Below are 20,343 nucleotides of genomic sequence, written 5' to 3'. Positions count from 1 at the left end.
ATGGGCGCTAGCCAACTGCTAGCGCCCATTGATTCTATTTGAGCTAGCCCATGCCTACCACAAACGCGATTGCTTGCTCGCCGCTATGCGAAAGGCTGACCGACCAATGGCGAATGCCTAGCTCTTCAGAGCGTTGATGGGCTGCACCGTGGAGCCGCAACATAGGCTTGCCTTGAGGATCATTAGCCACTTCAATCTCGCGCCATGCAACCGAACAAGCGGGATGGCCGATGCCCTTTAAGCCAACACCAAGGGCTTTAGCAGCAGCTTCCTTGGCTGCCCAGCGTGCGGCGAGCGATTGAGCGCTATCACGGCAACGCAACCATTCTGCCTCTGTCCACACGCGGCGGGCAAAACGCTGGCCCCAGCGCGAAACTGCCTGATTAATCCGATCGATCTCAATTAAATCAACACCTGTTACCAACATATGCTTTTACATCCTTGCTACCACGAACATGGTGGTTGCTTGTATTGTAGGCTGATTTATTAAAATGGCCAAATCAATAATTAAATTCGCGGCAAGGTTACGCCTGTTTGGCCTTGATACTTGCCCGAACGATCATCATAGGCCACTTCTGGCAACTCATCGCCCTCGAAAAACAGCACTTGGGCGATGCCTTCGTTGGCGTAGATTTTGGCTGGCAATGGGGTGGTATTACTAATTTCGATCGTCACGTAGCCTTCCCAGCCTGGCTCGAAGGGCGTTACATTCGCGATCAGACCACAGTTTGAAACAAAAACGCCTGCATCAAGCGCAAAGTTGCCAGCTTCAGGCACCGATAAACAATAGACATCGTGTGTGCCAGCCAATTCCTTGATCGCGGTGATTTTGTGGTTGACTGGTTGGGGCGTGTGCTGCCCAACTGGCGCTTGACGGTAATGCTGTTGATTGGTCTGATTGCGCTGATCATTTAACGTCTGGATTGATTGCAAAGTTGCTGGTTGACGCAATTGGCGATACTCAGCATCCATGCGCATGATGTTCCATGGTTGGTTGTTGAGGCGATCATGGTCAATGTGATGGCGATGGGTATGAGCTTGCTCGGCATAAATATTATGGCGAAGATTCCATTCATCGGCTAGGCGATGGGTTGGGAAATAATGGCCATTGATCAATTGATAGACCATTTCATAGCCACGAAAAAGTTGGCGATATAAGGGCATCAAAGAATCGTTTGGCCGCAAATTGGCTGCTTGCACCATCGTGCCATCGCGCCGCATAAACTCATGATCAGGAGTGCATTGGATGGTCTGTCCATTATCAAGCGTGATTTCCAGCAAGCTGTCGCGCCCGATGTAGCGTGGCTGTTCAAGCAGCGTCACAATGATTCGGCCATTTGGCCCAATGCTATAGCCCCAGAATAGCTCGCCTTGCTCTGAGCGTTTAGCCATTTCCGCCAAGGTTGGGTTTGTGCCATCAACCAGCGCGACCCGAGTATCGCCGCTAAAACAGCGTGCATACGTTGATTTGCCGACGCACACGCACAGCACATTGCGCGGAATGCGGAAATATTCGATGGTGCGGCAGAGCACAAACGAGTTTGGTGGAATGATACAGACATCAGCTTTGACATCGACGAATGAGCGCGGATCGAAGTTTTTGGGGTCGATAATTGCCGAATTGACATTGGTGAAAATTTTAAATTCATCGGCGATCCGAATATCGTAGCCATACGACGACAAGCCATAGGAGACGACTCCGCCGCGCACTTGGCCATCGATAAATGGCTCGATCATGCCGTGTTCTTGGGCCATGCGCTTAATCCAGCGATCAGCTTTGATTGACATATAAACTCCTTAAGGCGTCGCCGTTGGCGCATTTGGATCAAGGGTTGGGCTTGGTTCTGGCGTTGCTGTTGGCGTTGGGCTGGGGGTTGCCGTCGGCGTGAGCGTTGGGGTTAATGTTGGAGTCGCCGTCGGCGTTGGCGTGAGCGTTGGCGTGGCGGTTGGGTCGCTGAACATCGCCCGCACGTTGGTTGTGACGTTGCGCATTTCTTCAGGGAAGAGCAGGGCAATTGCGCCTGAACCCAAGCCACAAGTTAACAGCGCCACGAGGCTCAAAACCAACGGCCACGAAATTCGGCGTTGATAGCGCACTGGCTGACCGCCCAAATTGCGGAGGGTTTCAACATCGCTATGGTGTAAACGCCGAAACTCGGCCAAGGCCTGGGCTGGATCTTCGCTCAAAAATTGGGCATAACGTTGCACAATTTCTTCGGCGGCGCTGCCACGCGGCAACAAGGCATATTTTTCTTCTTCGATTGCCTGAATATAGTACATTTGGATTTTAGTATCCAAATTGGCTTGGACGAGCGAGATATTGCGCTGCTTGCGAGCTTGGCGCAGTCGCTGACCAAGCGGAATATTCAAGGCAGGCGCTGCGACCTCAACCACTGGTTCAGGCTCAGGCGTTTCGATTATAGGCTCGGCTGCCAATTTGGGCGCACGGGTATCGGCGCGTTGCAGGGAAGGTGGCGGGGCTTGGCGCAAGCGAATCGCAATCCGTGCCAGCAATTCTTCAGTGCGATAGGGCTTGGTAATATAATCGGTCGCGCCAGCACGCAAGCCACGGGCAATATCCTCGGCGCTGCTGCGATGCGACATCACCATGACCCGCAAGCCCAAGCCAACCAGTTCATCAAGCAAGGCCCAGCCTTGTTCGCGGCCCAGCTCAAGATCGAGCAAAATCAGGTCGGGCTGTTGGGTGCGGGCAACTTCGCGGGCGCTGGTTTCAGTCCACTCGCGCATCACCCGATAACTAGCCATCTCTAAAGTGCGAGCGAGCGTGGCCGAAAACGCCCGATCTTCATCAAGCAACAAAATGAAGGTCAAAACCAAAATTCCTATCCACAAGCCAATGCCAAGGCATAGCCAGATTGAGCGAGAATAATGCAGCGATTATAGCACGTTAGATCGACTCGATCGTCAAGTTTTGGCGTTCGAGGGCGGCCATTAAGCCACTTTGCAAATCGGCGCGGGTGGCGATGCTATCCAAGCGAATGCCTAATTGCACAATCGTTTGGGCGATATCGTTGCTAATGCCTACCACAATCGTTTCGGTGCCAAGCAACTTAAGCGCGTTGATGGCCTGCAAAATGTAGTTGGCCACAGCGGTATCAACCACTGGCACGCCAGTCAAATCTAAAATCACGGTGTCGGCGTTGTTGCGCGAGCTGGCTTGTAACAAAGCGGTGATAATTTGATCAGCTTGGACGGGATCGATGCCGCCAACCAAGGGCAAGACCAAAATACCTGGCAAAATTGGCACAACTGGCACCGCCCGCGCAGCAATTTCGGCCTTGAGCAAAGAATCTTGCTGGCTCATCCGGGCAATTTCGTCGCGGCGGGCGCTAATTTGGGTTTCCAGCTCCATTGCTTCGCTGACATCGTGAAAATAGCCCACGACATATTCTGGTGGCTGAACATCGCCCAGTGGTTTGAGCGTAAACCGTGCAGCTAAGTGGCGATTGCTTGGCTGGCCATGGGCATCGACAATCACATAATCTAAAGTTGGCAAAAGGACTTTTTCGCCAGCAAAGGCGCGTTTGATCGCGGCCTGAACCTCGGGATCGGCTAGCGAAGGATCATCAAATAAATTGTAGTTGCCCTGAAGCTCCAACATTTCTGCTGGGCTGAGATTGAAAATCCGCCGCAAGGCAGTGTTGGTATAGACCGCCTTGCCAGTGCTGTCGTAAATTGCTGATCCGATTGACATAACCGACCAAGCGCTACTACGAATGAGTGTATTTAAGCTAGAAGCCATGGGCGCACCTCACGAACGAGCACGAATAACTTGGCCTTGCCGACGGAGCGCAGTTTGCAAGCCGCTTTGCAAATCGGCGCGGGTGGTAATATCTTCAAGCCGCAAGCCCAATTGAACCAAGGTTTGGGCAATTTCAGGGCTGATGCCAACGACGATTGTATCGGTGCCAAGCAGCTTAAGCGCTTTGATTGCTTGCAGCAGATAATTAGCAACTGCGGTATCGACAACTGGAATGCCCGTTACATCAAGCAATAATGTGTCGGCGCTATGCTCTGAGGCAGCTTCCAACAAACAATTCAGCACATATTCGGCGCGGCGTGAATCGACTGCGCCAACCAGTGGCAGCACCAAAATGCCAGGCAGAACTGGCACAACCGGAGCGGAGCGGGCCTCGATTTCGGCGCGCATCGCTTCTTGTTGCTGTTCTACAAGCTGAATTTCGTGCTTGCGAGCATCCAGTTCGCGGCGCATTGTTACTTGAGCGGTAATATCGGTAAAGAACGCCACAATATACTCGCCAGTTTTTTCCTCGACACGCAAGGGAGCAAGATTGAGCCGCGCCACGATATGCTTGCCAGATGGACGGGCATGGACGTTCAGCAACTCATAATCAAGCTCGCTGATGCGGGATTTTTTGCCCTCGAATGCGGAGGTAATGGCATTTTTGGTGAGTGGCGCTTGGAGCGAAGGGTCACGATGCAGATTATAATGCTGTTGCGCTTGGGTGGCTTCTTCTGGTTGATATTGCAATAACTCCATTCCCGCAAGGTTGAGTAATTCGGCGCGCCCGCTGCGGTGGTAAATCAGCGAGGCAATCGGAGCGTGAATCCAGCCATGGCTCATTTGTTGAATAAGTGTTTCTGGCAACATATGCGACCCTCAATCACTGGCATTGTTTGTAAATTATAAGCGAGGTGGCAATGGATGAACAGCGGATGTGGTGGGAAGAATTGTTTCAAATTCACGAGTTTGCAACTTATGCTGATGTTGCCGCAAGCTTGACCAACAATGAAGTTGATTTTTTGGAAACGGTGTTGAATTTAACCCCAGATATGCGGATTTTGGATTTGGCCTGTGGCAATGGGCGGCATCTGTTGGGTTTGGCGCGGCGTGGCTATCACATTGATGGGGTTGAATTAGCAACGCCCTTAGTTGAACAGTTGAGCGCCCACATTACTGCTGAACAATTGCCCGCGCGGGTGATTGCTGGCGATATGCGCCAACTTGACGATTTGGGAATGTATGATGTCGTGCTGATTATGAATAGCTCGTTGGGCTTTTTCAGCGATCGTGAACATCAACAACTGCTGAACGATCTGGCCGATCATCTCGTACCCCAAGGGCGGTTGGTGCTGCAATGTATCAATCCCTATCAGATTAGTAGCTATATGCAACATTATCGACGAGGTTGGCATCAGGTTGGGCCAGGCTATGTGCTCCGCGAATCGCACTTTAATCCCATCACTGGTACGATTGAAACCGCCTATCGCTATATTGAGCCAAATGGCGGCGAGGCGGTGCATCCAGGCGAGCGAATTCGTTTGTATACCTTCCCCGAATGGCAGCAGCATTTGCAACGAGCTGGCCTACGGGTGCAAGCTGTGTTTGGCGATGCAGTCTTGCCAATCGTTGCCTTCGATGAAACGAGCCAATGGCAAATTTTGATGGCGATGAAGTAATATTGGTGATCGGTTGTTGGGGGCTGGGAATCGGTATGGATAGGCTATAGGCTTTTGGCTATAGGCTGGTTTGAAATTCCAATAAATCTTCGATAGCCAATAGCCCAACGCCACGCTGAGTTAAATCCCGATCCCTAATCCCCAACCCCCATGAATTCGATTAAAATACCAATCATTGAAGCATTCATTCTTCGCAGCAAAGGAGCAGCGATGATTGCCCTGATTGTCCATGGTGGGGCTTGGAACATGCCCGATGATCAAATTGAGGCCCACAAACAGGGCTGTTTGGCGGCGCTCGATGCTGGTTGGGCGGTATTGGCACAAGGCGGCAAGGCGCTTGATGCGGTTGAAGCTGCGATTCGGGTGCTCGAAGATGACCCAACATTTGATGCTGGGGTGGGTTCGTTTCTGAATGCGATTGGCGAAGTTGAATTGGATGCAGGGATTATGGATGGCGCGAGTATGCGGGCTGGCTCGGTTGCTGCAGTCCAACGGGTGCGGCATCCGATTAGCGTTGCCCGCCAAGTGCTTGAAAGCGATTATGTGTTGATTGTTGGCAATGGTGCTGAACAATTTGCAATCGAGCATGGCGCAGAGTTGTGCGATCCTGCTGAGTTGGTGGTGGAGCGTGAACGTCAACGCTGGCAAGAACAACAATCAAACCCCAACTACAAAGGCCGCGATGCCTTTCATTCGGCCCACGATACGGTTGGTGCGGTGGCGCTTGATAGTTTTGGCACAATTGCCGCAGCTACCTCAACCGGTGGGATTCCCAATAAATTGCCGGGGCGGGTCGGCGACTCGCCGTTGGTTGGCAGTGGCTTGTATGCAGATAATGAAACTGGCGGTTGCTCGACCACAGGCTGGGGCGAATCGATTATGAAAGTCTGTTTGGCCAAAAGTGTTACTGATCAGTTGCGCACTGCTGCGCCTCACGAAGCGGCCAAAGCCAACATTGCCTTTTTGGAGCGGCGGGTGCAAGGCTTGGCTGGGTGTATTGTGTTGAATGCTCAAGGCGAATTTGGCTGGGCGCATAATACGCCACGGATGGCTTTTGCCTATCGGCGTGGCGACGAGCCAGCGGTTGCTGCGGTGCATGCTGACGAACCGTTTTTGCACGATTAAGGAGCAATTGGCTGGTTGCAAGATCAATCCTCCAACCAGCCAATGAGCGTTATTCAACGTTGCCTGTTACCCATTCTTCGAGCCATGGCTGATGTTTAACTGGATTGAACTCGACAAAACGATACTCAGCAACATTGGCACTTTGATATGGATCGTTGGCGAAGAAGGCCTGAATTGCCGCAAGCGAGGCCGCACGGGCAATCACAATCCCGCCGATGCGCGGATTTTGTGGGCCTGCCATTAGCAACAAGCCTTGGTCGTAGCCTGTTTGTAAGAAAGCGCGGTGTTCAGCCACTATGGGCTCGATTTGCTCTAGCGGCACGGTATAGGTAATTTCCAACATAAAATGGACCATGAGAGTGCTCCTAAAAAAACGCCAACCACCACAGTATACTACTCTGGTGGTTGGCTTGGAATTTTAGCAATCTAGCGCGTTTCTTCGCATTAAATCTTGCTTCCATATTGTGAGTACGTAAAGTATTGCTGCCTTGTTGTGAATGGGATTTTAATTTTATTCCACTATCTTTGTCACACCCCAGATTGTCCTTTAGGGGGTGCAGGGGGATGAAAACCCCCTGCGTTTCCCTCTGATGGAGGAACGGAAGGGTGGCGAACCATGGATTGCCAAGAACTATTAGGCTTCGACAGTTTCGGTACCGAGTTCAACCCCTGGCCGCAATACTTTTTGGTAGCGGTCGAATTGGCGCACCGACTTCATGCCAACGTCGGAATAGACCTTAGTTGCGCCAGTCAGGCTTGAAGCATCGACACCTAAGCCAACTCGCTCTTGGCCACGCTTGGCAAATTCGTTGAAGGCATGGTAGAGCATAGCTTTGGCCAAGCCTTTGCGCCGCCATGGCCGACACACGCCCAGCGTACCAACCCAACCCATTGTTGGATCTTCGGTGATGTGCTTCCAACACATAGCAACTGCGGCAATTTGGTCACCATCGCAGACGATGAAGAACAGCGAAGGATCATAATTAGGCTCGCGACTGATCATTTCTTCCCAATGTTTCAGCTCTTTTTCAAAGGGCGATTCGGTAAATCCCCAATGGTCGCGGAACGAATCGCGCACCGCTGTGACAACCGCAGGCAATTCGGTTGCCGGATCATAGGGTCGAATGATCAAACCTTCGGGCAATTGGACTGGTTGCGGCGTATAATCATCCAATTCAATTACCATGCGCAAAAAGTGGCGCACAAGGCTATAGCCATGGGCTTGCAGACTGTTGGCCAATTCGTGATTGGTGCTCAGCACACCGTGATACACGCTGACCGCAGCATCGCTTGGGGCTTTGGCAATATCTTGGCTGGTGCGTTGCTCCAACCAATCCAAAAGTTGGCTTTGGATGTCGGTGGCAGCATAATCGCTATGTACCCGCGTCCAACCATAGCCATGAACAAATGGATCGTGATTGAAGACCCCTGCGACCCCAATCAGGTTTTCGCCATCCCACATGGTTAAGCTATCGGTGGTGATATCAAACTCAGGATCTTCCCACTCGCTGGCTAACTCGGCTTCAGTAATTTCGATCACATTGGCTTCTTCAAGCGAACAACGGTTGATTAGCGCAACTGCTGCTGGAATATCAGCTAAACTTGCAGGGCGCTGGGTATATTGGGCTACTGCTTGCATAGGCTCCTCAAAAATCGTGTAAATAAGTGCTGTGAGCAGTATCAGCGCATAGCCCAATCTGTTGTAGCGGCATGAGGCTGATTGTTAAGTCATCCTTTGGCCTGATTACAAGCTTTAGCGTTGGGTAATGGGTAAAAACGTTCCATAACTATTAAATGCAGTTGCTGGAACGTTGAGGGTTGGATTATTTTTGGCAACCGAGATCCAAACGCCAGCCGCGACATCATTGCCAACGCTCATTTGGAGCACGCTTGGGGTGCAGCCCAATGGGTTGAGAAACTGCTCAGCGATATGCAATTGATTGGCAAGATCACTGCGATAGCTAATAATTTGAGTTGTACAGCCGCTGCTGCTAAAACTATCGGCCTGCCATGCAACCAGATCAACAAGCTGGAAGCGACTGCTTGCAAGATTATTTTCATGCTTAGCAGGCGTATTGGTGAGATTAATCCCATCACTGGCTTGGACATCATATTGCCAAACATCATAGACAAACGGATCGCTGAAGCTATTGTTGCTGCCTGCAAAATAGACAGTTGGGCGACCTGTGCCATCGCTGACGGTGCTAATTTCACTGATGCTCCATGGCTCGCGAATCGATGGCAAGACTAAATCGCTGGTCACGTTAGTGGTTGCATTGTGGATGCGCAGGCTATCGGTTGCAATTCCACGCGGTGGAGCGCCATTTGGATGCTTGATATAGGTTACATACACGTTATCGCTCAAACTGAGATCGTAGACAAAGGGAATAATGTTTGAGGCGCTGGTGTAACTATCAACGGTGCGAGCTGTCATGCCGCTGAGATCGCCATGAGCATACCGAATTTCATCAAGGGTTGGGTCGCCGCCAAAATTGCGTTGATTGACGATTGACGAACGCTTGCCATAGACCACATGAATTTGATCGTTGCTATCAATCCCAACGTGCGGTTGAATCAGGATGATGTTGGTGGTAACACTTTCGATCACCACTGGTTGGCTTAAGCTGGGCACAATTTGGCGATAAACGAGCGCTTGCTTCGTCGTTTGCTGTTCTTGAATGAGCATTGTGTAGACAACGCCAACGCGTGAGCCAGTGGTATTGCGCACGGCGATGGGGCTGATCAAACTATTGTTGATGCTTTCGCCTTGCAAACTGACTGGTTGACTGACGGTTGCGCCGTCGGGGCTAATGCTGACGACATATGGGCGATAACTTGGCTCGCCTTGGGTCAAACTGGTTTGGTTACTAAGGTAGGCCAAGTGGATTGTGCCGCTGATATCGCCGGTTAAGCTGGTGTAGCCAAGGGTGGCAGTCGAATTATCGGCGCTGATCGTATGCCGTAAGACTTCATTGGGGCCGCGCATTCGACTATAAATTAAGTCGCAGCCATTGCCTGCTTGGCATTCGGCCCAAGCATAATGCCGGAGATCGTTGTTATCAACATAGATTGCTGGGTAGTAAGCACCTGAGTCGGCATTTGGATTAATCGCGAGTTTGGTGGCTGGGGCGATATACTGCCCACAGCCCCACAGCGCTAGCAGCAAGCCAGCCAAGATTGCACTTCGGCGAGTCCAGGTTTGTCGAGCCATTACGCTCCCCTTTGCTATGAATGATTCTTACTAGTGATCATAGCACACCCTGCCAGCGCCAAACAACCCGTAGGATTCACTATTCCTACGGGTTGTTGCTTGATGAAAAGCTTTGAGCTTAGCGCCGCATGCCTGGGAAGGTTGCGCCGAAGATTGATGGAGGCAATTTGAAGCCTTTGGCTTCGAGAACTGGCGTAAAGCGGGGGCGCGTGCCCGTTGGCCGTAAAACACCCAACACTTTGCCATCAGGCGCAGTGCCTTGATCTTCGAAAATGAAGATGTCTTGCAACACAACCTGACCACTTTCCATGCCTTGGACTTCGGTCACCGCTACAACTTTCCGCGAGCCGTCGCGCAAACGCGCTTGTTGCACAATCACATGCACTGCCGAGGCAATTTGCTCGCGAATAACCGCGACTGGCAAATCCAAGCCCGACATCAAGGCCAAGGTTTCCAAACGCCGAATTGCGTCGCGCGGCGTGTTGGCGTGGACAGTCGACATTGAGCCGTCGTGGCCAGTATTCATTGCTTGGAGCAAGTCGAGCGCTGCGCCGTCGCGAATTTCCCCGACCACAATCCGGTCGGGGCGCATCCGCAGCGAGTTCTTCACAAGGTCGCGGATGGTCACCAAGCCAGAGCCATCAACATCTGCTGGCTTGGATTCAAGTCGGATAACGTGATCTTTACCGAGTTGAAGTTCTGCTGAGTCTTCAATCGTACAAATGCGGTAGTGATCGGGGATGAAGTTGGAAAGCACGTTGAGCAAGGTTGTTTTCCCAGAACCAGTACCGCCAGAGACGATCAGGTTCATGGCGCTGACCACACAGGCATTGAGGAAGTCGGCCATTTCCTTGGTCATTGAGCCATAGTTAATCAAGTCGCTGACTTGGAGCTTTTTCTTGGAGAATTTACGAATACTCAACGATGAACCATCGATTGCACATGGTGGAATGATCGCATTAACCCGCGAGCCATCAGGCAAACGTGCATCGACCATTGGCCACTTGCGGTCAACCCGCCGCCCAAGTGGGCGAATAATCCGGTCGATCACTTTGAGCACATGATCTTCCGAGGCGAAAATAACTGGTGAAAGGGTCAATTTACCTCGTTGTTCAACATACACCACGGTGGCGCTGTTGACCATAATTTCAGTGATGCTATCATCGCGAATCAGTTGCTCAAGCGGGCCGAAGCCAAATAATTCATCAAGCACCATTTGATAGAGCAATTTCATGCCATCTTGATCAAGGTTTGTGCTCGATTGGCGGACGAAGGTGGTAAAGCGCTCTTGAATCAGCCGCTCGGAATCTTCGTTGCGTTGCAGCTGGGTTTGCGAGCCAACCGAAGCCTGAATTTTATCGACAATCCAGAGTGAAAGCTCAAGTAATTTGCGATGCGCATCGCGATCGGCGAGTACCAAAAAGCCACTGGTGTTGATTGTGCCAGCGCTGAGGCCAGAGCTTGAGCCAGCCAAGGCGCTCAAGTTGCCACTTGGCATTGGGGCCGAGCTTGGGGCTGGTGGCGGTGGTGGGCTTAGCGGCGTCAACGACGATGAACGATATTCAGGCATTGATTGCTCGCCAGCCATTGGTTGAACTGGGGCTGGTGGTGCAGCTGGTTCTGGGCTTGTTGGCGTGCTTCCAAGACGTTTGAGAAGTGACATAGCTTGACCTCACTACATTTTGACAAAATAGGCTTCACAAGCCCGATCCAAAAGGTCTTTGTTCATTTGGGGCGGTTGGCCACGATATTTGGCTTCATCAAGCACTTGATCAAGCAAATCGCGTGGGTGACAACAGCGCAATTCGCGGTTGACTTTGAAATAGTGTTCTTGAATCAAATAGCGCAAGCCATCGTCGCTATAGGGCACACCCTTGGATTTGCACACGATGCGGAAAATATCGCGATATTCGTTGGGCGTTGGGTTGGCAACCTCAATCTTATGCCGAATCCGCCGCAAGAAGGCATCATCAACCAAGCCCTTGGGGTCGAGGTTGGTCGAAAAGACGATCAACACATCGAAAGGAATTTCGATTTTTTTGCCAGTTTGTAAGGCCAAAAAGTCGATTTTCTTTTCGAGCGGCACGATCCAGCGGTTCAATAATTCTTCTGGCCGACAGCGTTGCCGCCCAAAGTCGTCGATCAGGAACAAGCCGCCGTTGGCTTTCATTTGGTAGGGCGCCTCATAGACTTTGGAGATCGGATCGAAGATAAGCTCCAATTGTTCCAAAATTAACTCGCCACCAACCATCACCCGTGGCCGTTTACAGTGCAACCAACGCCGATCAGGTGCAGGCGGAATCGTTGTGGCAACTGCGCCAAAGGGCGCTGGTACATCATCTTGGCGCATTTCGGGCTTGGTCAAAATCGCGTGATTGAGCGGATCGTAAAGCTTAATCACTTGGCCATCAATTTCGACTGCATAAGGCAGCATGACTGAGCCGCCCATAATCCGCGAAATCCCTTCGGCGATGGTGGTTTTGCCATTGCCTGGCGGGCCATAGAGGAATAGTGAACGTGCCGAGTTGGCAGCAGGGCCAATTTTATCGAGCATTTCGTCGTTGACAACGAGATCCTTGAAGGCTTCGCGAATCCGTTGTTGATTGATTGTCATGCCACCAATCGACTGGCGATTGACCATCTCGATGTAGGCTGCAAGCGGTACTGGCGCTGCCCCAGCATATTGCGAGCGATCAAGCACCTCGTTGACTTTGCGTGAGCCTTGCAAGGTAATGACATATTGATACGAACGTTCGCCAAAGCCTTGCTCCGCCCCGACAATATCGACATACTCGCTCATTTTGAGAAACTGAAGCACTTTGTCGATGACGTTGAGATAGGGCAAACAGGTTTGCTCTGAGATCCGCTGGGCGCTAATGGTGCCATTGAAATAAATAACTTTTAGGACAAGATCGGCAATAAAACCCATCCCAAGCCCGGTTTCTTCGATCGAAGTTGGTTCGTTGGGAAATTGCGGCCCATTATCAACGGATGGTTGAGCAGTCGAAGCAAATTCACGTAAAGGAAACGCAGACATAATGTGATCTCCTGAGCTTCAACAAGTTAAGATCGGCGGGGATTGGCAGATCTCCCCTATCTGCGCACACCGAATGAACAATAATCAATATTATACTTGAGCCTGCAAGCACGGGCAACCTAGAGTTGTGGTACAATGCACGACGAGGCGTAGCGCGGGCTCAAGGTTTTCGAGCCCGAGGGAAGCGGGGAGAAGTTTACCCGCCGATTGAACGCCGCTGTTGCAATGCCCGCCCAATCAATAACCCCCCAACCAAGGCAATTAACCCAAAACTTGCGACCCAAATCTGTGTTCCAAGGCTAGCCCATGGCACGCTTAGGTTTGCTGCGCCAACATCGACCAGTGCTAAACCTGCAATTACGCCCAAGCCTAGGACGACTTGGCTGCCACCAAGGGTCAATAATTCATGGCGATTGCCACCGCCAGCAACGATCCATGCGCCGATTGCTCCCGTGATGAACAAAGCGCTATAAATTTGGGCATGAAACGCATCAATGTTCCATGGCCAAAAAGCGGTTGCCCAAGCTGGCGCAACAATACAAGCAACTCCATAGCCTGCTAAAACCAAGGCTTCGATTAATAAGATGCTGCGCAACCAGCCAAGCGCTTGCGGATTGACCGCTGGCCAAGCCCGATACTGCCACCAAAACCAGCCCAAGACTAAGGTTGGAATCGTGTAGATAATGAACCAAAGCCAGACGATTGGCCGCGCAAAATCAAAATTACTCAGCCATGCCAATGATGCTCCCGTAACCACAGTGGTAAAGGTCACAGCTTGCGGGATGGTCAAGCGTGCCACCGACCAATCCTTGATGATGAGCGTACACAGCACCGCCACCATTTCAGCAGCATAGACCGCACCTAAAAAGCGGGTCGCAAACGGACGTAATGCCCAAGGCCAACGTGGCCCAACCAAATTTGGGGCCAGCAACAACGAAACGCCAGCAATTAACACCAGCGCAACAATCAAAAACATAATTCGAACCCATGGCGATAATTGAGGTTTTATGCTAGCCATCGCAATGCTCCTGTTGGCAAAACTGCCGTCAGTCTAGCATGCTGCGCTTGGCTCTGACAATGATTGCTTGCTGATTTGGCTGGGGTAAACGGGAACCACGAAGAACGCGAAGTTTTGATCCACGAAGAGCACGAAGGGGGAATAGAAACATAGGAACATTCCAACACCTAAATATTTGGGGGTGCAGGGGGCTGAAACCCCCCTGCGTCTCCCGCTGGCGGGACGGAAGGGTGGAAAACCTACATCGAAGTACCCAATCTCAGGTTTTGCTTCAAGAATTAAGCATTGCTCCATTGCTCATCGACCAAGCGCCAAATTGCCTGCGGATTGGCGTTTTGCAGAATGCTGGGCAAGCGTGATTCGCGCACATTATCGTAGCAGTGTAGCGCCGCAAAGCGTCGAATTGTTGCTGGAAAGCCAACTGCCGTCCAGCCTGCATGGCCTGTCGCCGGATACGGCCCACCATGGTTCATGGCCGAACTAACTGCCACGCCAGTTGGCATTTTATCGTTGAGCAAACGCCCAACTTTTGCTCGTAAGCGCTCGGCTACCACCTGATAAAACGCTTCGTCTGTGCCAGCGCTGCTGCTGTAGATGCTGCCAGTCAAATTGCCTTCAAGACAATCGAGAACTTGCAAAACCTCGGCTTGGTCGGCACACTCCACAATCAGGCTGACTGGGCCAAAGACTTCGTGGCTGAGTGCTTGAGGATTGGCGAGAAAGCTGTTGCCAGCCACATACAGCAAACTATTGGCATAGCGATAGCCATCATCCAACCCATGGCCGCCAACCAATACTTGCGCGCCTGCGTCTTGCAACGCGCTGATGCCCTCTTCGATGCCTGCCAAAACGCCTTGGTTAAGCAACGTTAGGCTTGGGTATTGGCTGAAATGAGTTTTGGTTGCTTCAATAAAATCATTGCTTGCTGCTGAATGTTCTAAAATTAGCAAGCCTGGGTTGGTGCAAAATTGACCAGCACCCAAGGTACACGAGCCAGCAAATTCTGCCGCCAAGGCTTCGGCGCGCTCGGTTACAGCTCCCGCCAGCATCACAACTGGGTTGATGCTCGACATTTCAAGGTAAATTGCTTTGCCCGCTTGATCGGCAGCAGCTTTGAGCGCCAAGCCTGCACGCCGCGAGCCAGTGAAGCCAATCGCGCCAATTAATGGATGGCTGACCAGCGCCAAGCCCAATTCGTCGGGCAAGCCATAGAGCAATTGCACACTCGCTGCTGGCAAACGAGCTGCCACAACCGCCTCATGCGCCAATTGGGCCAAGCGTTCAGTGGTAGCCGGATGGCTTGGGTGGCCCTTGGCAATCACGGCGTTGCCTGCGGCGATGGCTGAGGCAAAATCGCTGCCAGCAATCGCATTGTAGGCAAACGGAAAATTATTTGGCCCAAAAATGGCGACTGGCGCAGCCAAACTGCCATATAACGAGCGAATATTGGCTTTTGTGTCGATCGTTGCTAATTCCCAGGTATGGTTGCGCACAGCATTCGCAGCTTGACGTAATTGATTGACTGTGCGCGGCAATTCTACGCTATTCAAACGTGGCTCGATTGGCAAACCTGTTTCGCTATGAGCTAGCTCGCTTAATTGTTGACGATTGGCCTCAATTAAGTCTGCATAGTGTTCGAGAAATGTTGCGCGTTGCTCTGCACTGCTTTGCGCCAGTTCACGCGAGGCTGCAACTCCAGCATTTAAGGCGAGTTCTAAATCGCCACGCCCAGAAATTGGGTATTCAGTGGCGATGGTTTGGGCAGTTGTCGGGTTGGTTGCCTGAAAGCTGCCAACATAATCGCCAAGCTGCCATTCACCGTTGATCAAAATAGGTTTCATGGCCATAACTCCTGCCGCCGCGCGAGGGCTTGTTCAATCACCGCGACTGCTGCTTCGCGCTCGGCTCCAACTAATTCAAGCCGTGGTGCGCGGACAGTTTCGCTGCCCATGCCCACCATTGCTTGGGTTAGTTTAATCAATTGGACAAATTTTGGCATGGTATCGAGGCGTAGCAATGGCAAGAACCAAGCATACATCGCTGCTAAACGTTCGCGATCGCCATGGCCTGCGCTAACGGCCTGCGCCAAGTGAAATAATTCGACTGATTCATGGGGAAAGGCATTAACCAAGCCAGCAATCCAGCCCACCGCGCCAGCAGCAATGCCTTCAACAATCGCATCGTCAACCCCAACCAGAATTTCGAGCCGTTGCCCAAGCTCGGCCCGAATTGCCGTTACCCGCCGCACATCAGTGCTCGATTCTTTAACTGCCTGCACATTTGGGTGGCGCTCGGCTAATTCGCCAATTTGGCTGGGCACAAAATCGGTGCGATAGGCCACCGGATTATTGTAGATCATCACTGGTAGCTCGGTGGCGCTGATGACGGCGCTCATATGGGCTTGCATTTCGTGCCAATCGGTTGAATACAGGTATGGCGGCAAGACCATTAAGCCTGAGCAGCCTTCGGCTTCGGCAATTTGGGCCAGCTGACAAGCCTCGGCAGTTGAAAGTGCCGCAATCCCAGGAATAACAGGATTCTTGCCAGCAACCTTGACGCAGGTTTGCAGAATTGCCTGCTTTTCAGCAGCGCTGAGAGTTGCGCCCTCGCCCAGCGAGCCAAGCGGCACGATCCCCACACAGCCAGCATCCAACATCCAACGGCAGTGCTCGGCCAAAAAGCCATGATCAACGCTGCCATCGTGATTAAAACGGGTGGTAATTGCCGGAATAATTCCATGCCACATGCTCATATTGACTCCATTAATAAATCGGCGACGCTGACCGGATGAATCGGAAAGCGCACGCTATCTTGACCCCAACCGAACAAATATTGCGTTGCGCCGCTGCAAACTCGGCCTTGGCACATGCCCATGCCACAGCGAGTTTGGAGTTTGGCGTTGCGCCACGATGGCTGTGTTTGCAATTGTTCAAATGGCACATCTTCGCAACGACAAACCAGCGTATTGGCCTGCGCAAGTTGCTTTAACTCTGGCCGCAGGGCGAAACGGGTTGCTAATTGTTGACTAAATTGGCGGGCTTGGGCTTGCTTGTGGGCCAATTGGCTGGCCGCATGATAATTACCAGTTGCTGCAAAGCCCGCAATTTGGCCTTCGATGATTGCTTTATCTTCGCCGCCAATGCCAGTTAATTCGCCAGCAGCATAGATATGATTGACGCTCGTTTGTTGGCTGCGATCAACCAGCACCGAGCCGTGTTTGAGCGTGCAACCAAGTTGTTGGGCTAGCTCAGTGTTGGCAATTAAGCCCCAGCCGCAGGCCAAATAATCGCATTCGATGCTGTGATGATTGCTTAAACGCACCTGTTGCACCGCGCCATTGCCTTCAGCTGCCACGACCCATGTATTTGGGTAAAACGGCGTATTGCGCAAACTGGCTAGGCTTTGGGCTGCTTGCATGATTTTGCTTGGATAGCCAGCCAAGCTCCTACCAAAACCCAACAGTTGGCCCAATGGCGCTTGCTCAACCAGCGCTTTAACGATTGCGCCACGCTGTTTTAATTGGCTAGCGACCGCAACCAACAACGGGCCGCTGCCTGCAACGACAACGTTTTTGCCTGCAATCTGCAAGTCACCTTTGACCAAGGCCTGCAAGCCGCCAACCCCCAGCACTTTAGGCAGCGTCCAGCCAGGAAACGGCAAGAACAATTCGCGGGCGCCGTTGGCCAAAATCAAGCGATCAAACGCGAGTTGTTGTGGCCCATTCGGTGTTGCCAAAAACAAGTGATCGTCGTTCGCGCCAAGCACATGGCTTTTATTGAGATAACGCAGTTTGGTCTGCTGGGCAAACAAATGTTGATAACGCTTCGGCGCAGCATTTGCTCCACCACGCCAAATCTGGCCACCAGCCTGATCATATTGATCGATCAGGATGACATTAGCCTTGCTTTGGCTTGCACTCCAGGCGGCGGCCAAACCTGCTGGACCAGCCCCGACAATGACCAGATTAAGGCTCACACTGTACCTCCATGCCCTCGGAGCATTGTTGCAAGCAGGCCAGTTGATGAGCTTGCTGGTTGATTGTGACGCGGCACTCGCCACAGCTACCCATACCACAGACGGCCATGCGTGGCTCGCCGCTAACCGAGCGCCGATTGACGATGGCGTTGTGCATCAGCACGGCGGCGAGATTGCTGTGCTCAGCAACCTGATAGCGTGTGCCATTGATTGAAATGTGAATTTGTTTCATCGTTGCTCCTGCTGCAAGCCGCGTGGCAGGTAGGGTTGAAGATCGAGCGCTGCTGGGCGTTGTAGCATTTGGTCGGCCAACAGGCGGGCGCTACTCAACGCGGTCGTAATTCCCAAGCCTTCGTGGCCAACATTCACCCACAACCACGTATGCTCAGGGTGCTGGCCAATTAGCGGTAAGCCGTCGGGTGACGCGGCACGCACGCCAGTCCAAGTGCGCAGGCAGCGTACATCGGCCAGCGCTGGCACATAGTCAATCGCTTTGCGTAACATCATGCTTAATAACTGTTGATCGATTTGGCGATCGGTGCGATCAAACTGGCGCGAGGAGCCAATCAGCAGTTGGCCGTTGGGCCGTGGCTGAAGGTTGAAAGCCACCGAATCGCCGCTGCTCGCATGGGCGTTTTTGATGTAGCTTAATTCGACCAGCTGATGCTTGATCAAGCTGGGATAGCGCTCGGTAATCACCAATTGGCCGCGTTTGGCACGAATTGGCAACTCTGGCAATAGCTCAATGCAACGCTGACCATTGGCAACCACAATCGCATCGGCATGTAGTTGGCGTCCATCGCTCAAAGAAACAGTGTTGGGTTGAATGCTGCTCACTTCGCCGTACACCAGTTTGGCTGCATGGGTTTCAGCTTGTTGCCACAGGTACACTGCGCTTTTGGGTGGATAGACTACACTATCGTTTGGTACTAATAAACCGCCTACCAAGCCCGCTCGCAGCGCTGGTTCGTGGGCATACAGGGCCGCTGCATCCAATATTTTGCAGGCAATTTGGTGCTGGCGATAAACCACTGCTTTTTCAGCAACTACTTGCCATTCTTCAGCATCGGTGGCAACCCACAATGTGCCGCATTCATGGTATTCATGGCGCTGTGGGTGTGTGGCGGTGAGCGCTTGCCAGAGTTGCTGGCCATACAAAGTAAGCTTTAATTGCGCTTCGCCCTCATCCATCACCACAATATGGCCCATGCCAGCTGCCGTTGCCCCGCTGCCAAGGCAATCGCGCTCGATGAGGGTAACTTGCACGCCAGCTTGGGCCAATTCCAGCGCCACTGCACAGCCCACAATCCCGCCGCCGACGATGATCGCGCTGCTCATTGAATCCCCCAGCGAAACGGATCTGCCTCGTGCAGAATCAGTTGGCCTTCAAGCGTGACATAGGCCGAGCCTGTAATTTTGGGAATAATTGCCTCGCCAGTATTGCGATATTCTGCGTGAAAGCGGCTGCCAATGATGCTTTCTTGCACCCAAGTTGTGTTTGGAGCTAGTTTGCCATCGGCGGCGAGGCAGGCCAATTTGGCGCTTGTGCCCGTGCCACAGGGCGAACGATCGTAGGCCTTGCCCGGGCAAAGCACAAAACTGCGGCTGTTGGCTCCGTCAGTTCCAGCCCCAAACAATTCAATATGATCGATCAGGTCATTGTTGGCGCCAGTAATTTTGGCTGCTTCGAGGGCTTGGCGAATCTGCCAACTAAAATTGGTCAGCTGCTCGACATTCGCCAAACTAAGATCTTGTCCATGGTCGTTGACCAAGAAAAACCAATTGCCGCCCCAAGCAATATCGCCATGAATTCGGCCATGATTGGGCAGATCGAGCGCAACATTGGCACGATAGCGATAACTTGGCACGTTTTCGATTGTTGCTTGGCCATCGGGGTGCAAGGTTGCGCTGACGATGCCGACGGGTGTTTCAATCAGGTGCTCGCCAACCCCGATTTTGCCGAGGTGGGCGAGGGTTGCAACCAAGCCAATCGTGCCATGGCCGCACATGCCCAGATAGCCAACATTATTAAAGAAGATCACGCCAGTGCAACAGCGTTGGTCGCTTGGTTGACATAAAATTGCGCCGACCAGTACATCGGAGCCGCGAGGTTCGTTGACCACCGCCGAGCGCAGCCAATCGTAGTGTTGGGCCAGCACAGCCCGTTGCTCGGCAACTGTGCCGCCGCCAAGCTCAGGGCCGCCGCTAATGACAATGCGAGTTGGTTCGCCAGCGGTATGCGAATCGATGATTGCAATGTGCATTATGCCTCCTTGTAACGAGTGGTCGGGGGTCAGGGGCTGGGGATCGGTATCGCGTGCTGTGCCAACCGTCTGTTGCCAACCCGTTGATGCTTCTAAGAGCCAAACGTCTAAAGTCGCATCCCCCTTCATGGCTCAAAACTTCGTGTCCTTCGTGTTCTTGGTGGTTTTCGTCACTGGTTCATGCACGTTCGTTTCACCACCCTTCCGTCCCGCCTCAAGGCGGGAGACGCAGGGGTTTTCAGCCCCTGCACCCCAAATATTTAGGTGCTGG

Annotated in this window: 19 protein-coding genes; 2 read left to right on the top strand and 17 right to left on the bottom strand. The window is 52.3% G+C overall.

Features of this window, described 5'->3' with window-relative positions; genetic code table 11:
* Positions 1–43: 43 nt before the first annotated feature.
* The 5 genes from acpS to SE18_RS26270 all read right to left on the bottom strand — a co-directional run bounded on the left by acpS (position 44) and on the right by SE18_RS26270 (position 4,633).
* Positions 44–427 (bottom strand): holo-ACP synthase, encoded by a 384-nt coding sequence (acpS, locus tag SE18_RS26290; protein ID WP_054537452.1) that lies wholly within the window; start codon positions 425–427, stop codon positions 44–46.
* An 80-nt stretch (positions 428–507) separates the two neighbouring features.
* Positions 508–1,788 (bottom strand): dCTP deaminase domain-containing protein, encoded by a 1,281-nt coding sequence (locus SE18_RS28415; protein ID WP_083470181.1) that lies wholly within the window; start codon positions 1,786–1,788, stop codon positions 508–510.
* 9 nt (positions 1,789–1,797) lie between these two features.
* On the bottom strand, positions 1,798–2,832 hold the full coding sequence (locus SE18_RS26280) for a response regulator (RefSeq protein ID WP_054537451.1): 1,035 nt from the start codon (positions 2,830–2,832) through the stop codon (positions 1,798–1,800).
* Positions 2,833–2,908: 76 nt separating this feature from the next.
* Positions 2,909–3,763 (bottom strand): STAS domain-containing protein, encoded by an 855-nt coding sequence (locus SE18_RS26275; protein WP_054537450.1) that lies wholly within the window; start codon positions 3,761–3,763, stop codon positions 2,909–2,911.
* A 9-nt stretch (positions 3,764–3,772) separates the two neighbouring features.
* Entirely contained in the window at positions 3,773–4,633 is an 861-nt protein-coding gene (locus tag SE18_RS26270) for an STAS domain-containing protein (RefSeq protein WP_054537449.1), read from the bottom strand.
* A gap of 50 nt (positions 4,634–4,683) precedes the next feature.
* Between SE18_RS26270 and SE18_RS26265 the strand changes: the two genes are divergently transcribed.
* Both SE18_RS26265 and SE18_RS26260 read left to right on the top strand, forming a co-directional pair.
* Entirely contained in the window at positions 4,684–5,442 is a 759-nt protein-coding gene (locus SE18_RS26265; protein WP_054537448.1) for a class I SAM-dependent methyltransferase, read from the top strand.
* Positions 5,443–5,652: 210 nt separating this feature from the next.
* On the top strand, positions 5,653–6,567 hold the full coding sequence (locus SE18_RS26260) for an isoaspartyl peptidase/L-asparaginase family protein (RefSeq protein WP_054537447.1): 915 nt from the start codon (positions 5,653–5,655) through the stop codon (positions 6,565–6,567).
* Between the two features lie 49 nt (positions 6,568–6,616).
* Here the strand turns inward: SE18_RS26260 and SE18_RS26255 are convergent, their stop codons facing one another.
* The 12 genes from SE18_RS26255 to SE18_RS26200 form a co-directional block, all read right to left on the bottom strand.
* Positions 6,617–6,922 carry a YciI family protein gene (locus SE18_RS26255; protein ID WP_054537446.1) on the bottom strand — a complete coding sequence of 102 codons (306 nt, stop codon included), beginning with the start codon at positions 6,920–6,922 and terminating at the stop codon, positions 6,617–6,619.
* Between the two features lie 279 nt (positions 6,923–7,201).
* Entirely contained in the window at positions 7,202–8,206 is a 1,005-nt protein-coding gene (locus SE18_RS26250; RefSeq protein WP_054537445.1) for a GNAT family N-acetyltransferase, read from the bottom strand.
* Between the two features lie 114 nt (positions 8,207–8,320).
* Entirely contained in the window at positions 8,321–9,778 is a 1,458-nt protein-coding gene (locus tag SE18_RS26245) for a hypothetical protein (RefSeq protein ID WP_054537444.1), read from the bottom strand.
* 118 nt (positions 9,779–9,896) lie between these two features.
* A complete protein-coding gene (locus SE18_RS26240; RefSeq protein WP_054537443.1) occupies positions 9,897–11,441 on the bottom strand; it encodes a CpaF family protein in 1,545 nt (514 codons plus the stop codon).
* 12 nt (positions 11,442–11,453) lie between these two features.
* Positions 11,454–12,815, bottom strand: a complete 1,362-nt coding sequence (locus SE18_RS26235) for an ATP-binding protein (RefSeq protein ID WP_054537442.1) — start codon at positions 12,813–12,815, stop codon at positions 11,454–11,456.
* A 196-nt stretch (positions 12,816–13,011) separates the two neighbouring features.
* Entirely contained in the window at positions 13,012–13,833 is an 822-nt protein-coding gene (locus SE18_RS26230; RefSeq protein ID WP_054537441.1) for a hypothetical protein, read from the bottom strand.
* A 278-nt stretch (positions 13,834–14,111) separates the two neighbouring features.
* Positions 14,112–15,680 carry an aldehyde dehydrogenase (NADP(+)) gene (locus tag SE18_RS26225; protein WP_054537440.1) on the bottom strand — a complete coding sequence of 523 codons (1,569 nt, stop codon included), beginning with the start codon at positions 15,678–15,680 and terminating at the stop codon, positions 14,112–14,114.
* Positions 15,671–16,585: a dihydrodipicolinate synthase family protein gene (locus tag SE18_RS26220; protein WP_054537439.1), complete on the bottom strand. Its 915-nt coding sequence runs from the start codon at positions 16,583–16,585 to the stop codon at positions 15,671–15,673. Before SE18_RS26220 ends, SE18_RS26225 begins: the two co-directional genes overlap by 10 nt.
* Complete coding sequence (locus tag SE18_RS26215; RefSeq protein ID WP_054537438.1) at positions 16,582–17,808, bottom strand: NAD(P)/FAD-dependent oxidoreductase; 1,227 nt, start codon at positions 17,806–17,808, stop codon at positions 16,582–16,584. The genes SE18_RS26220 and SE18_RS26215 overlap by 4 nt, the downstream gene beginning before the upstream one ends.
* A complete protein-coding gene (locus SE18_RS26210) occupies positions 17,798–18,040 on the bottom strand; it encodes a 2Fe-2S iron-sulfur cluster-binding protein (RefSeq protein ID WP_054537437.1) in 243 nt (80 codons plus the stop codon). Before SE18_RS26210 ends, SE18_RS26215 begins: the two co-directional genes overlap by 11 nt.
* Positions 18,037–19,146 (bottom strand): NAD(P)/FAD-dependent oxidoreductase, encoded by a 1,110-nt coding sequence (locus SE18_RS26205; protein WP_054537436.1) that lies wholly within the window; start codon positions 19,144–19,146, stop codon positions 18,037–18,039. The genes SE18_RS26210 and SE18_RS26205 overlap by 4 nt, the downstream gene beginning before the upstream one ends.
* Positions 19,143–20,075, bottom strand: coding sequence for a 4-hydroxyproline epimerase (locus SE18_RS26200; RefSeq protein ID WP_407928519.1), 933 nt, complete (start codon positions 20,073–20,075; stop codon positions 19,143–19,145). The genes SE18_RS26205 and SE18_RS26200 overlap by 4 nt, the downstream gene beginning before the upstream one ends.
* Positions 20,076–20,343 lie beyond the last annotated feature (268 nt).

This window comes from Herpetosiphon geysericola (assembly GCF_001306135.1).
Lineage (GTDB): Bacteria > Chloroflexota > Chloroflexia > Chloroflexales > Herpetosiphonaceae > Herpetosiphon > Herpetosiphon geysericola.
This window is presented reverse-complemented; position numbering and strand designations above follow the sequence as displayed.

Bases quoted from the DNA above. Each gene is read 5' to 3' on its own strand.
- SE18_RS26240 (WP_054537443.1), bottom strand. From the start codon at position 11,441: ATGTCACTTCTCAAACGTCTTGGAAGCACGCCAACAAGCCCAGAACCA.
- SE18_RS26205 (WP_054537436.1), bottom strand. From the start codon at position 19,146: ATGAGCAGCGCGATCATCGTCGGCGGCGGGATTGTGGGCTGTGCAGTG.
- SE18_RS26230 (WP_054537441.1), bottom strand. From the start codon at position 13,833: ATGGCTAGCATAAAACCTCAATTATCGCCATGGGTTCGAATTATGTTT.
- SE18_RS26210 (WP_054537437.1), bottom strand. From the start codon at position 18,040: ATGAAACAAATTCACATTTCAATCAATGGCACACGCTATCAGGTTGCT.
- SE18_RS26245 (WP_054537444.1), bottom strand. From the start codon at position 9,778: ATGGCTCGACAAACCTGGACTCGCCGAAGTGCAATCTTGGCTGGCTTG.
- SE18_RS26225 (WP_054537440.1), bottom strand. From the start codon at position 15,680: ATGGCCATGAAACCTATTTTGATCAACGGTGAATGGCAGCTTGGCGAT.
- SE18_RS26250 (WP_054537445.1), bottom strand. From the start codon at position 8,206: ATGCAAGCAGTAGCCCAATATACCCAGCGCCCTGCAAGTTTAGCTGAT.
- SE18_RS26270 (WP_054537449.1), bottom strand. From the start codon at position 4,633: ATGTTGCCAGAAACACTTATTCAACAAATGAGCCATGGCTGGATTCAC.
- acpS (WP_054537452.1), bottom strand. From the start codon at position 427: ATGTTGGTAACAGGTGTTGATTTAATTGAGATCGATCGGATTAATCAG.
- SE18_RS26260 (WP_054537447.1), top strand. From the start codon at position 5,653: ATGATTGCCCTGATTGTCCATGGTGGGGCTTGGAACATGCCCGATGAT.
- SE18_RS28415 (WP_083470181.1), bottom strand. From the start codon at position 1,788: ATGTCAATCAAAGCTGATCGCTGGATTAAGCGCATGGCCCAAGAACAC.
- SE18_RS26235 (WP_054537442.1), bottom strand. From the start codon at position 12,815: ATGTCTGCGTTTCCTTTACGTGAATTTGCTTCGACTGCTCAACCATCC.
- SE18_RS26265 (WP_054537448.1), top strand. From the start codon at position 4,684: ATGGATGAACAGCGGATGTGGTGGGAAGAATTGTTTCAAATTCACGAG.
- SE18_RS26275 (WP_054537450.1), bottom strand. From the start codon at position 3,763: ATGGCTTCTAGCTTAAATACACTCATTCGTAGTAGCGCTTGGTCGGTT.
- SE18_RS26255 (WP_054537446.1), bottom strand. From the start codon at position 6,922: ATGGTCCATTTTATGTTGGAAATTACCTATACCGTGCCGCTAGAGCAA.
- SE18_RS26220 (WP_054537439.1), bottom strand. From the start codon at position 16,585: ATGAGCATGTGGCATGGAATTATTCCGGCAATTACCACCCGTTTTAAT.